Origin of the sequence: Pseudomonas avellanae BPIC 631, from assembly GCF_000444135.1 — a bacterium.
In the GTDB taxonomy this organism is placed as follows: domain Bacteria; phylum Pseudomonadota; class Gammaproteobacteria; order Pseudomonadales; family Pseudomonadaceae; genus Aquipseudomonas; species Aquipseudomonas avellanae.
The window spans coordinates 25,436-37,816 of record NZ_ATDK01000569.1 but is presented as its reverse complement, the minus strand read 5'-3'; the positions used below and the strand labels follow the sequence as shown (position 1 = coordinate 37,816).

At 57.5% G+C, this 12,381-nt stretch carries 11 protein-coding genes; 6 read left to right on the top strand and 5 right to left on the bottom strand.

All coding sequences use genetic code 11. From position 1 onward, the window contains the following. Nucleotides 1-190 precede the first annotated feature (190 nt). From DW49_RS0126420 to DW49_RS0126410, 3 genes are all read right to left on the bottom strand, one after another. Nucleotides 191-1,591, bottom strand: coding sequence for a hypothetical protein (locus tag DW49_RS0126420; protein ID WP_005619327.1), 1,401 nt, complete (start codon nt 1,589-1,591; stop codon nt 191-193). A gap of 745 nt (nt 1,592-2,336) precedes the next feature. Next, a complete protein-coding gene (locus tag DW49_RS0126415) occupies nt 2,337-2,597 on the bottom strand; it encodes a DUF1652 domain-containing protein (RefSeq protein WP_003378153.1) in 261 nt (86 codons plus the stop codon). 404 nt (nt 2,598-3,001) lie between these two features. Beyond that, nucleotides 3,002-3,484 (bottom strand): GNAT family N-acetyltransferase, encoded by a 483-nt coding sequence (locus tag DW49_RS0126410; RefSeq protein WP_003378155.1) that lies wholly within the window; start codon nt 3,482-3,484, stop codon nt 3,002-3,004. A gap of 368 nt (nt 3,485-3,852) precedes the next feature. Between DW49_RS0126410 and DW49_RS0126405 the strand changes: the two genes are divergently transcribed. The 3 genes from DW49_RS0126405 (at nt 3,853) to DW49_RS0126395 (ending at nt 7,563) form a co-directional block, all read left to right on the top strand. Beyond that, nucleotides 3,853-4,797 (top strand): alpha/beta hydrolase, encoded by a 945-nt coding sequence (locus DW49_RS0126405; protein ID WP_005619328.1) that lies wholly within the window; start codon nt 3,853-3,855, stop codon nt 4,795-4,797. Nucleotides 4,798-4,858: 61 nt separating this feature from the next. Continuing rightward, the gene (locus tag DW49_RS0126400) at nt 4,859-5,323 is read left to right on the top strand and encodes a GNAT family acetyltransferase (RefSeq protein ID WP_003378157.1); all 465 of its coding nucleotides are present in this window, start codon (nt 4,859-4,861) and stop codon (nt 5,321-5,323) included. Nucleotides 5,324-5,442: 119 nt separating this feature from the next. Then, the gene (locus DW49_RS0126395) at nt 5,443-7,563 is read left to right on the top strand and encodes a TonB-dependent siderophore receptor (RefSeq protein ID WP_005619329.1); all 2,121 of its coding nucleotides are present in this window, start codon (nt 5,443-5,445) and stop codon (nt 7,561-7,563) included. Nucleotides 7,564-7,658: 95 nt separating this feature from the next. Here the strand turns inward: DW49_RS0126395 and DW49_RS0126390 are convergent, their stop codons facing one another. Further along, the gene (locus tag DW49_RS0126390; RefSeq protein ID WP_005619332.1) at nt 7,659-8,180 is read right to left on the bottom strand and encodes a DUF3237 domain-containing protein; all 522 of its coding nucleotides are present in this window, start codon (nt 8,178-8,180) and stop codon (nt 7,659-7,661) included. A gap of 228 nt (nt 8,181-8,408) precedes the next feature. Here DW49_RS0126390 and tvrR point away from each other — a divergent pair, with 228 nt between their 5' ends. From tvrR to DW49_RS0126375, 3 genes are all read left to right on the top strand, one after another. Next, entirely contained in the window at nt 8,409-9,032 is a 624-nt protein-coding gene (gene tvrR / locus DW49_RS0126385) for a TetR/AcrR family transcriptional regulator TvrR (RefSeq protein ID WP_005619333.1), read from the top strand. Nucleotides 9,033-9,212: 180 nt separating this feature from the next. Further along, complete coding sequence (locus DW49_RS0126380) at nt 9,213-10,841, top strand: methyl-accepting chemotaxis protein (RefSeq protein WP_005619334.1); 1,629 nt, start codon at nt 9,213-9,215, stop codon at nt 10,839-10,841. Between the two features lie 141 nt (nt 10,842-10,982). Next, a complete protein-coding gene (locus DW49_RS0126375; RefSeq protein WP_032606836.1) occupies nt 10,983-11,411 on the top strand; it encodes a nuclear transport factor 2 family protein in 429 nt (142 codons plus the stop codon). 38 nt (nt 11,412-11,449) lie between these two features. On the opposite strand, the gene DW49_RS0126370 is transcribed toward DW49_RS0126375, so the two are convergent. Then, nucleotides 11,450-12,331 carry a CAP domain-containing protein gene (locus DW49_RS0126370; protein ID WP_024420664.1) on the bottom strand — a complete coding sequence of 294 codons (882 nt, stop codon included), beginning with the start codon at nt 12,329-12,331 and terminating at the stop codon, nt 11,450-11,452. Between the last annotated feature and the right edge of the window lie 50 nt (nt 12,332-12,381).

Below are 12,381 nucleotides of genomic sequence, written 5' to 3'. Positions count from 1 at the left end.
ATGATGACGGAAATGATGTCCAAGCATCATGAGAGTCCATCCCTAACTCAATAGCCGGGTGTTGCACTCAGCCTCTGAAACCGCCCCCCTTATTCAATGCTGGACTGCCCGGCATGGGCAGAGCGGCCGTACGGCGTCCCTGGGACGCCGTTTTTTATGGCCCATCGTTTTCTTCCATGCAACACACCGTCTAGCCGGCCTGCAAACGAAGCGCCTGCGGAGCGAATACATCGGCACACAGCGCTTCAACGACTGAAGCCTTGTGCGCGAGCCTGTTGATGACCGCCCCAAGCACCGCTCGACTGGCATCATGATGAAATTGCCAGACACCGTAGATTCGCCCATCGAAGGCCGGCTCACTCCCCAATTGCGGGTCAACGCCAAGCCCTGCCCCCAGACCAAAGAGATACAGCCCGCTCAGCCTGCGCCCATGCTGGTCCAGCGGACAGCCCGACGCATCCGAATCCAGCCCCCCTTTACTTTCGCGCAGTCTGACCAGACTGCCGTCGGCATCGCGCAGCGTCGGCAACACCGCCTGATAGCCAGAGCACTGTACGACCACGCCCGAGTCGGCCAGCGCGAGCCTGGCTTGCTCGTGATCACCGATGGGCCCATCCAGCGTCTGGAACATTTTTACCCGCACGCCGGTCTTGCCAACCCGGCCAGTGAGCGCCGCTTCGCGCCCGATGTCCAGCGCCCGGTAACGCAAGCCACCAGAGCGATTGACCCGCCCGGATATCGGGCACACGTCCTGCAGCGCGTCGACCTGATAACCGGCTGCGTGCGCCTGTTGAACGTTTTCATAAAACAGCCTGATGCGGCTGCGATGGACCAGCGTCAGTTCCTGCAAACCGGCGAACTCCAGGGCATCCGCCAGGTTTTCCAGCATCGAAAAAGCACTGTGCGAGCCGCCCACCAACGTGATGCGTTTGTTGTTGGCCAGTACAGAGGCAAACACTTCGCGTAATTGCACTGCGTTCATGCGCAGCAGCCTGTCGGCGCTTTGAATAGTCGTCGTACCGGACAGCATCAGCCCCTGCCGGGCAAGGCTGGTGATCAGTTGCTGCGGGTCCTGACGTCCACCCAGATTGAGCACCAGCGACTTGCAGCAGACACGTCTGGTCCCGTCCTGGCTTTCAACCTGCAGGCGAAAGCTGTCGTCTTCAATGACGACTTCGGTAATGGTTGTACCAGCCCAGACCGTGACGCCGTAAAAACGCACGATGTGGCTCAGCACCAGCCTTGAGGCCTCGGCCATGAGCAGCCCTACATCGGACAGCTGCGGCGCGCCTTGCGCTTGCGCCTTGATACGCCAGTACGCTGCCGAAGATTCCAGCGGCCGAAACACGTCACGCAGTGCCGGGTCGCGCAGGCAGTCGATAAAAACGTCGCCTACCGAGTTGGCGGTAATCCGGTAATGCCCCAGCATGCCCGTGCCCGGCTGATCACTCGCATCAATGACTATCAGCCCTTTTTCAGCAAGGTCGGCCAACGCACCGCTTTTCAGGGCATTGAACAGAAATCCCATACCGGCAAGCCCGGCGCCCCCTACGATGCACCCGCAGGTCGTTTCCATACGTGTTTCAAACATGATGGTGCTCCATCGTCATTTAACGTTGGTGCATTCCAGAAGTTCTGGATGATCGAATACCTGGCGAGTAAGGCGAACCAGCGTCATGCACGATTCAGAGTGAAGTGATTCAGGGTGAGAAAAGGCAGGGTGAACACGATGAGTGTTCAGTCACCGAAGTGATGAGATGTCACACAACAACGACATATTGTCACACGTAGTTACAGTAACTCCGGCAGCAACTGCAAACAGGCAACTGAACTCATGGACCGCAGCAAAAACAAACAACCCATGCTACCGCCCTTTTTTGCAGGAGGTTGGTCGACCGGAAAAATAATCAACCTTGAAAGAGTGACAATGCATTACGAGACACGGCACACGAGTTGAATATTTGCAAACAAACCCCGCAGTGTCAAACCGGCTGCGATGCGTAAAGACAGTTCAGTTTCCAGCGACAACCCGATGATTTGAATGGTGTTGTGTTTTTTACACCCTGATTTTTCCCAGGTCTGGCGACGTTATAATGCGTCACGCGTTCTAACTATTTTTTAATCGCCCGACGAATAACTCACTGTTTTCCAGCGCCGTGAAGTTGGCGAGCAGCGAAACAGCGTTGCTGGGGGAAATTCCGGAGGACCTGGATCAGGGATGAGGCAGGATCGGGTGGCGAGCCTGACAAAAGCGGATCGACAAAAACGACAAAGCCCCGATCAGCGATGACCGAGGCCTACAGACCGATGCCAGAGCATCAGCGGGTGCAGCAGCGTCAGGCAGCGTTGTAATGCGCGTGTGACACCTTGGCAGTGGACAGCCCGTGACGCAGCCTGGCTACCAGCTCGGATATGTCACGGCTGGTATTGATCCGGCGTAACGGGATACCCGTTTCATGAAGAACGCGCCCGGACGTCAGGTCGTTTATCTGCACGGTCATCTCTTCGTTGGCAATCGTGCAGGTGCAACGCGACGGCAGGAACGCACGTTCGACAATGCTTCTGAGTTCTAACTCAGACAATCCACTCGCGATCATCTCTTTATCTCCTTATGGGTGTAAGCATGTCCCGACAGTGACAGAATTCCGATAATTTTTATTGTTGATCAACGTTTAAAAACGGCCCGCACCAGCCCGCCAATTATCTGCCGCCACTCACTTGATGCTTAACGCAGTTATACACCCTTGCGCACATCGCCAGCAACTTTCATAACTGAATATCCACAGAACATTTAAACCGGCCTGCTATTAAAAAACAAACAGCAAAAACGATTCACCCTAATGATTTCCAATGAATGGGCACAGGATGCGAATCAACACTTCAGGGAGTGGATGGAATGCGCCATCTATAAACTGACGAACGGTCAAGGGTGCGCGGGTGTTTCGGAGAAGAAGGACGCACGGCCGTTACATTCAACGGCCGACGCCCTTTGTGAAAAGCCTCAGGCTTGCGCGCCAGACAGACGCAAATGAATCAATGCAACCCGAGCGCCCTGCTTGTCGCGCTTTTCTTCGATCGAGTAAGGGCGAAAGCCCATGCGTGGGTAAAACAGCAGCCCCGGCACGTTGTGGTTGTAACAGGACGCGATGAGCTCGGTGGCTTCATGCTTGTCGAAGGCGATCTCCATCATGCGGGTGATCATGTAACGGCCTACCCCTTTGGAGCGGGCCTTGGGCGCGATAATGACGTTGCCCAGCGAGCAGCGGCCGCGAAAGTGGCATTGCGAGAAGTTGGCGAAGCCAACGACCTCACCGTCCATCTCGATGATCGTCGAGTCCTGACGGGTCTCCAGCGCGTCCGCGAGCTGCGGGGGCGTCAGCGGCCAGGTTGCTCTGGGGAACATGTAAAACAGTTCGTCGGCATTCTGCGGCAGTTCGCAGATGATGGGGATATCTTTTTCTTCCAGGGGACGGTGGTGGAACATTGGCGGTAACCTCTTGAAGAAATTGAACAAAGCGCGATCAATTCGGTAAGCAGAGTGGCGATTCAGGCGGCGGCAGGTGACAAAAACACAGCGCCCGCGCAGACACAGCATAATCCGCAGCTATGGGCCAGGGCTACCTCAATAACCAACCGTGCTAACAAGTGACGTTTGTTGACGCTGCCGTCGTGGACCTTGGCGCAAGGTATTGAAGCGTAGGGGTTTGCGTTAGCACCATGCTCTGACCCAAGCTGTCGCCGTATTCATTGCTCAAGCAAGCAATATCCTGTAACCGATGTTTGGCGTCTCGTCTTGCAAGACTGGTGCAAAACCTGCATTTATTTCACTTTGTTGACTGAGACCCGCACCTCATGGCGATTTCACTGCTGGCCCGCTTCAAGGCACGCCCGATCAGATGGGTGTTGATGGCAGCCATTATCCTCGGCCTGCCGGTAGGCTGCGCCGTTCTCGAACACAAGGAGCGCGAGCTGGTGTTTCGTATCGAGCCCGGTACGGCAAGCTGGTACAGCGGGCTGCCCGCCGATGTTCAGGAAATAGAGCTGCGTACGCCCGCCTTTGGTACTTCCCAGAATATTCATGCGTGGTGGTGGGCTGCACCCGACAAGAATGCTCCGGCCATCCTGTACCTGCACGGTTCAAGATGGAACCTGACCGGCCAGTTGTTTCGTATCCAGCAACTCAAGGCGCAGGGCTACTCGATACTGGCCATCGATTACCGCGGCTTCGGGCAGAGCATGGGCCAGTTGCCGTCGGAGAAATCCGTTTATGAAGACGCACGCATCGCCTGGCAACGCTTGAAACAATTGCAACCTGCCCCGCAACGCAGGCTGATCTACGGGCACTCGCTGGGCGGCGCGGTCGCCGTGGACCTGGCCGCAGAACTGGGCCATGACGCCGAAAAGGACAATGCCCCGGTGCAAGCGCGCGGGCTGATCGTAGAGTCCACCTTCACCAATCTGGCAGACGTGGCCACCGCCCTCGCCAACACGTCACTGCCGGTGCGCTGGCTGCTGTCACAGAAGTTCGACTCGCTGGACAAGATCGCCGACATTCACATGCCCGTGCTGATCGTCCACGGCACCGAAGACCGTTACGTGCCCGCCCGCTTCAGCGAGCAACTGTTTGCCGCCGCGAAAGAGCCAAAGAAACTGATACTGGTGCCCGGCGGCACGCACAACAACAGCATGCAGATCGGCCAGCCCGCCTACAGCCGGGCGATCCGCTCACTGCTCGATACGCCCGCATCGCGCTCTCAGGCCAACAGGCAGAACAAGGGGCAAAAAGACGCCGGTTAGACAGCGCCAGGCACCAGACACCAGACAGTAATCTCGCTGTACCTCATTCAGGGACAGCGAAATGAATGCCATTGTCGAATACTCGAACGCCCAGCATCGCCTCGCGGTCATCCAGCTCTGGAAGACCGTCTTCAATGACACCGCACCGCATAACCGCCCGGACCTGTCGATCGACAAGAAACTGGCTGTCGAGGACCGGTTGTTTTTCGTCGCCACTGCCACTGATGACGACCTTGCCGACCGTGTAGTCGGGACCATTCTTGCCGGTTATGACGGGCACCGCGGCTGGCTGTACTCGGTTGCGGTCGATCCGCAACAGCGTGGCAAGGGCTTGGGCAGCGCGCTGGTGAAACACGCCGAACAGGCACTTGTTCATCTGGGCTGCGTAAAGATCAATCTGCAGATCCATACATTCAATGAAAGCGTGCAAGCTTTCTATCAAACGCTTGGGTATACGCCGGAGCCTATTATCAGCATGGGCAAGCGAATCGACACCAATGTCACGCCCACTGCTGACCCGGCTTGACCCTGCAAAGCGTACTGTTTCCAGACTGATACAAAAGCACATCAGTCATTCATCCGTTTACATGAGAATTACTATCAAATTACAATTATTGCTATTAACGTCATGACAGAGCATCTCCCTTGAGCACCTCCTCCAAACGCCCTCGCCGTCCCGGCCCTTTTCTGTTGTCTGCGCTGTCTCTGGCAATGTTCTCCAGCGGCGCAGTGCATGCGGCAGAAACCGCCACGCTGCCTGCCACGCAGGTTTCTGCCGCTGCCTCCGAAACCTCGGAGGGCTACAGCGCAAAAAGCACCAGCACCGCGAGCAAGAGCGATGTGCCGATCAAGGAAGAGGCGCAATCGGTCAATGTCGTCACGCCACAGACGATCGCCGATTACAACGTGCGCTCGCTGGACGACGCCATGAAGTTTGTCAGCGGCGTCAGTCAGGGCAATACACTGGGCAACACCAAGGACTCGGTAATCAAGCGCGGCTTCGGCAACAACGATGACGGCTCGATCCTGCGCGATGGCGTACGTTCGGTGGTGTCGAAGAATTTCGGCGCGACCACCGAGCGTGTCGAGGTGCTCAAAGGCCCTGCATCGCTGCTGTACGGGGCGATGGAACCGGGCGGCGTGATCAATGTGATCAGCAAACAGCCGCAGTACGTGCAAAGCACCACCCTCAGTGGCTCTGCCTACAGTGAAGGTGGCGGCAGCTTCAGCGTCGATACCACCGGCCCGCTGGGCGATTCCGGGCTGGCCTACCGGCTGGTGGCTGAACGTCAGAGCGAGGATTACTGGCGTAACTACGGCGTTGACCAGCACACGCTGATCGCGCCATCGCTGTCCTGGACCGGTGAGCGCGCCAGCCTGACCCTGGCCTACGAGTACAACGATTACATCAGCCCGTTCGACCGCGGCACTGTTTTCACCGGCGGCCACCCGGCAAACATCAGCTATGACAAGCGTCTCGACGAGAAGTGGTCAAACACGGTCGGCATCAGCGAAACCGCAACCGCACGTTTCGAATATCAGCTCAGCGACGACTGGAAAACCCGCCTGACCTATGGCTGGAACAACGACCGCTACAGCCTCTCGATTGCCCAGCCCAGCACCCTGTCGAGCAGCGGCGTGTTGCGTCGTCAGGCCAACGGCGGTCACTACGATTACGAAACCCGTTACGCCAGCTGGGACTTCATCGGCAAACAGGACATTCTCGGCCAACAGCACGATCTGTTGATCGGCGCCGAGCAGGAAGACTCTGACAAGTATCGCGGCAAGACTTACCGCAACACGGCTCAGAACGGCTTCAATATCTTTTCGCCCGTTTACGGCAGCCTGGCCGAGCCCAGTGTCGTCAGCGCGGCGAACAGCAACTTGAGCAATCAGTTGACTTCGTCTTCGCTGTACCTCAAGGACAACTGGCACCTTAATGATCGCTGGATTCTCGTGCTTGGCGGCCGTTATCAGCACTATGACCAGTACATCAAACAAGGCCTTGGTGCCAGCCGCGTCACAAACCTGGACAAAAACGACGATGTGTTCCTGCCGATGGCCGGCCTGGTGTTCAAGGTCAATGACGACCTGTCGTTGTACGGCAACTACAGCCGTTCGTTCGTGCCCAATGATGACGTGAACGACGATGGCACGACCTTCGACCCGGAAGAAGGTCGCAGCTATGAAGTCGGCGCCAAATATGCCTTGGCACCCGAACTCAACGTCAACCTTGCAGTGTTCGATATCGAGAAGAAAAACGTCGTTACCCCGACCGGCGTTACTGGCGTCAGCGAAGCGGCGGGCAAGGTGGGCTCCCAAGGCGTAGAGCTGGACGTGACCGGCCGCATCGCCGAGCGTTGGGACATGATCGGCACTTACGCCTACACCCACACCGAAGTGCTTGATGACCCGAGCAACAAGGGCAATCGTTTGAGTCAGGCGCCGAAACATACCGCCAGCCTGTACCTCACCCACCACCTGCAGATCCCTTCGGACCTGGGCGACTGGCATGCCGGCGGCGGCGCGCGTTACGTTGGCGAGCGGGCTGGCGACGACGCCAACACCTTCTATATGAGCAGCTACACCGTAGCCGATGCGTTTCTGCGCTGGGACGTGCCGATGGCCGGGTATAAAACCCGCCTGCAATTGAACGTGGACAACCTGTTTGACAAGCAGTACTACCCGTCCAGCACCGGCAGCCAGTTGCAGGTCAACGTGGGCGAGCCGCGCACCGCACGCTTGAGCGCCAGCGTCACGTTTTAAATCGCCACGTTCTGCACCGCCAGGCTCTTGAAGGTAGCAGTGGAGCAAGCCCCACGGCTTGCTCCGCTTGATCCGTGAACAGTCAACCTATTAAATCAGAGCCTCATCCGGTAGAAGCTGATCAACGTTTCATTACGTTGAATGTATTCGATCTTGCCAATGAAGGCGCTTTTCTCCAGCCAGTCGTTAGGGCCAAGCGAAACCTGGAAACGTGGCGTGCACGTACACTGATAGTGGCCTTCGCTGATGGGCCACACGCCGCTCTGCAGTTCCTGCTGACCCCCTTCATCCATGAGCAGAACGCCTTTGCATTCGACGTTGATCAGTTCACCCAGTTGAGTGATCAGGGTGAAGCGGGTTTCCAGAAAGGCAAGCTCGGACGACAACTCGACAAGCACATTGCCACCACCGGAAAGCACCGAACCGCTGAAATATTCCGCCTGGAACTCACCGCCCAGAATAGCGCTGTTACTGCGCAGCCCGTCGCTGCATATGCCCATGAGGACAGGCACATCGGTTTTCAGAATGACGGTCAGCACTTTCTCAAGCACGGGTGCCGGTGCCGTATTTCCGCGAAAAGAGCGTTTGACGGGTTTATTGAAATCAATGATGTTCATAGACCTGTTCACTCCATCGTCGGATACATTTTAGGCAATGGATGCCGGGAGGCAGCTCATCGAGTTAGCAGAATTGAATACGGCATACATTCGTCGGCATTTATCTGGAACTGCTTTTCAAGTAAGCTCCACGAAGCCGGCTGAAATCGTACCGAACGGTTCAGTTCCAGTCTAGAGATTTTTTGCACATACTGCACTACCCGGTTCACTAAGGGATTGAGGATATAAATGAAGGTCCGTACTGAAGCTCGTCGCGAAGCCATCATTGATGCCGCAGCGAGCGTTTTCCTCGAAATGGGCTACGAACGCGCGTCGATGAATGAAGTCACCAAACGGATGGGTGGCTCCAAAGCAACGATCTACAGCTATTTCCCCTCCAAGGAAGAGCTGTTCATCGCCGTGGTCAACAGGCTCGCAATGGTCCATCTGGCCGAGGCGGTTTCGGAGCTGACGACCTACAACGGCGCTGACACGAACCCAGAGTTGAGAAAGCTGTTCACTCGTTTCGGCGAGCGGATGCTGATGGTGCTCATCAATGATGACAATGCGCTGGCCGTCTACCGCATGGTCGTCGCTGAATCCGGGCACTCCGCCATCGGCATGATGTTCTATGATTCCGGCCCTCGGGAATGCCTGCAGACGGTGACCGCATTGATGACGGCAGCCATGCAGCGCGGCCAGTTGCGCGAGACCGATCCGCATGTCGCAGCGCTGCAACTCACCTCGTTGCTGACGGCAGAAACCGACATCCGTCTTTACCAGCAGACACCCGCACGACTGAGTGCCGAGCAGATCAGCGCCATGGTCGAAAGAGCCGTCGATACGTTCATGCTGGGGATGGAAAAACGCTGATTGGATGCACTGCGGGCAGTTAATAGCGTCTCAGGGTGGCGGTCCCGAAGGTTACCGTTGCCAGCGTCCAGTCACGTTTACTTACAACTTGTGTGTAAAGCCTGATTTTTTCAGTCAGGCAGCGTGTCAAGAAAGTCCGAGGGAGGGCGATAGCTTCTTGCATCCATCGGAGAAATTACAATGATCCTGCGTAAACTCAATCTCGCCCCGCGTTCGGCTTTATGTTTCGGTATTTTCTGCCTGATGATTGTCGCATTGGGCGTGCTGGCTCTGCGTCAGGCAGCACTTCTCAACACCGCAGAGAAATTCATTGAGGAAAACGTGCTGCCGAGCGTGAAGCTGCTCGGCTCTCTGGACCGGGAATTTGTTGGCATCAGGGGCAATAACGCCCGCTTGCGCAACCCACTTGAGCCGCAGGATCGCAGGACCAAGGCGCTCAGCGACATTCAGCAATCACGCTCGCTGATTGCAGGCTTTTCGGACGCCCTCGGCAAGTTGATCGTGACCCCTCAAGGGCGTCAGGCATTCGACGAGCTCAACAAGGCCACCAGCGATTATCAGACTGCCCAGAATCATTACCTGGCTTCCGTTGCCGCCGGAAATCTCGAGGAGGCAGTCACCATCTCCAATGGCGAGATGAAAAGCGCCGCGGACCAGGTTGAAAACGCCCTCAAGAAACTCATCGGCATCAACGACAGCAAAGCAGAAAGAGCCGGTAATCAGGCCGATGCCGCCTACCAGCAAACCCTGTGGATGGTGGGTATTTTCATCGCTGTCGGCGTAGTCGCTACGTTGTTGCTCGCCTGGCTGTACACCCGCAGCCTGACCGGCCCGATCAATGAGTCGCTGAACATCGCGCAACGCATTGCTGCCAATGATCTGAGCAAGGACGTTCCACAGAGCGGCAGCGATGAAGCGGCCAAGCTGATTGCCGCCCTCGCCGCCATGCAAACCAACCTGCGTAGCGCCCTGACGCTGATTGGTGATTCCTCCACCCAGCTGGCCGCCACGTCGGAAGAAATGCATGCGGTGACTGAAGATGCCTCGCGGACCATTCAGCGCCAGAGCAACGAAATCGAGATGGCCGCTACCGCCGTCAATCAGATGAGCGCTGCGGTCGAGCAAGTGGCCAGCAACGCCGCATCGGCCTCCGAGGTGACGTCGCAATCCAGCACAGCGGCCATGGCCGGGCGCGCGCAGGTCGATGAAACGGTCACGGCCATCAACCTGATGGTCTCCAAAGTGCAGGTCACGTCCACCGAAGTGCAAGGTCTGGCGGTCATGGCCACCGACATCAGCAAGGTACTGGATGTGATTCGCGCCATCGCCGAGCAAACCAACCTGCTGGCACTCAACGCCGCCATTGAAGCAGCCCGCGCTGGCGAAGCCGGACGCGGTTTTGCGGTGGTCGCCGACGAAGTTCGTGCACTGGCGCACCGTACGCAGCAATCGACTCGTGAAATCGAACAGATGGTCGGTTCGATTCAGACCGGCACCGGCAACGCCGTCACCGCGATGGAGCAGACCAGCGTGCAGGCGCACAAGACTCTGGAAATGGCCAACGGCGCAGGCAAGGCACTGCTCGAAATCACTGAATCCATCAGTCAGATCAACGAGCGCAACCTGATGATCGCCACCGCCGCTGAAGAACAGGCTCAGGTGGCGCGTGAGGTGGACAGAAGCCTGGTCAGCATCCGTGACCTGTCCAGTCAGACGTCCGAGGGCTCGAACCAGACCGCCATCGCCACCGCTGAATTGTCGACACTGGCCGCAGGCCTGAACCGCCTCACCAAGCAGTTCCGCGTTTAAGCGTTTATTGCCGGGAAGCACGCTTCCCGGCATATCCCCCTTGTCGAATGGTCCAGCCTGATCTAAGTTGTACGACGACAGATGAACTAATCATCTGCATAGGTTCCGCCACATTCAATAATGACAAGAAAAGGGATGAAGATGAAAAAGCTGACACTGCTTATGGGCTTTCTGTGCCTGTTTACCGGCTACGTCGCGGCGGCAACGACAGACGAAGCCGACGTTACCAAAGCTGTAGACCAGTTGACGCAAGCCATGTTGCACAAGGACATTGCACAGCTCAACGCGCTGACGGCCGAGAACCTCACCTACGGGCATTCCAGCGGCACGATTCAAGACAAGAAAGCGTTTATTGCCGACCTCGAAACCGGTAAGAGCGCCTTCAACACCCTGCAGATGCTCAACCAGAAAATCACCCTGTCCGGCGACGTCGCGCTGGTGCGCAATCACTTCTCCGCAGAGGCAGTCAACAGCGGCAAGGTGGTGCCGACCGAAATCGAGAATTTCCAGATCTGGCAAAAGCAGAAGGGCCAGTGGTTGTTGATCGGCCGCCAGGCGTTTCGCTTCTAAACGTCGCACAAAAAGTCGCTGCGTTCGGCAATGCTGCGTTATTGCTGCGTGCCGAACATGGCTGTCCAGTAAATCCCCGCGTCACTTTTGGGGTCCATCGCGTAGGCGGCTCCCAGCTCGCGAAAACCGGGGCTCATCAGGTTGGCGCAGTGGCCCGGGCTGACCAGCCAGCCGTCCACCACCTTGCGGGCAGTGTCCTGGCCTGCGGCAATATTCTCACCGATCTGCTGGCCCACATAGCCGGCAAGCTCGGCCCTGTCACCCGGCGTGCGGCCGCCACGCCCCTTGTGGTCAAAGAAGTTCTGATTGGCCATTGCCTGCGAGTGGCCTTGCGCGGCCGTCCCCAATACCTGATTCCAGCTTAACGGTGTGGTGGCCGCGAAGGATTGCGAGCCACACTGACGCGCCTGGGTACGGGCGGTGTTGATCATCTCCAGAATTTTCTGACCTTCTGCCTGCCAGTCACCCAGACGTGATGCCACCAGCGAGCGCGCCAGCACGATGCGCCAGTCGCGCCCGTCCCGGCTGACGCCGATATCGACGAACTGCGGGTCCAGCACCACGCGGCAGAAACTTTCCTGCACCGCCTTCAAGGCCGACGCCGCATCTCGCGGTCCGGACAGGCTGATCGCCTGCACGGTGACCATCGGATAAGACGCACGGGTCAGCGACTGTTGCAGGTCCAGGTTGCCACTGGCGGGCAGCACCAGACGCGGGTCGGTGGTCAGCGGCGGCAGTTCCATGGACACCTGCTCGCCACAGCGCTGCGCCTGGCCACGGTAGGCGTTGAGGGATTCGATCAGTTGCGTCTCGTCGCCGGCCAGTGCCGCGCTGGCAAACAGTGCAGACGACAGCACGCCCAAAAGGAATAACGACACGCTCAGACGCGGCCGTCGCAGGACAGATGAAATAACAGACATGAAAAGTCTCTCTCGGGCTGAGTACGCCTATGATGCGCGATACCACCCGG

What these genes read in the sequence shown, in the direction of transcription:
- DW49_RS0126400 (WP_003378157.1), top strand. Translation starts at nt 4,859, where the DNA reads ATGAATGCCATTGTCGAATACTCGAACGCCCAGCATCGCCTCGCGGTC.
- tvrR (WP_005619333.1), top strand. Translation starts at nt 8,409, where the DNA reads ATGAAGGTCCGTACTGAAGCTCGTCGCGAAGCCATCATTGATGCCGCA.
- DW49_RS0126420 (WP_005619327.1), bottom strand. Translation starts at nt 1,591, where the DNA reads ATGTTTGAAACACGTATGGAAACGACCTGCGGGTGCATCGTAGGGGGC.
- DW49_RS0126390 (WP_005619332.1), bottom strand. Translation starts at nt 8,180, where the DNA reads ATGAACATCATTGATTTCAATAAACCCGTCAAACGCTCTTTTCGCGGA.
- DW49_RS0126380 (WP_005619334.1), top strand. Translation starts at nt 9,213, where the DNA reads ATGATCCTGCGTAAACTCAATCTCGCCCCGCGTTCGGCTTTATGTTTC.
- DW49_RS0126410 (WP_003378155.1), bottom strand. Translation starts at nt 3,484, where the DNA reads ATGTTCCACCACCGTCCCCTGGAAGAAAAAGATATCCCCATCATCTGC.
- DW49_RS0126370 (WP_024420664.1), bottom strand. Translation starts at nt 12,331, where the DNA reads ATGTCTGTTATTTCATCTGTCCTGCGACGGCCGCGTCTGAGCGTGTCG.
- DW49_RS0126375 (WP_032606836.1), top strand. Translation starts at nt 10,983, where the DNA reads ATGAAAAAGCTGACACTGCTTATGGGCTTTCTGTGCCTGTTTACCGGC.
- DW49_RS0126405 (WP_005619328.1), top strand. Translation starts at nt 3,853, where the DNA reads ATGGCGATTTCACTGCTGGCCCGCTTCAAGGCACGCCCGATCAGATGG.
- DW49_RS0126415 (WP_003378153.1), bottom strand. Translation starts at nt 2,597, where the DNA reads ATGATCGCGAGTGGATTGTCTGAGTTAGAACTCAGAAGCATTGTCGAA.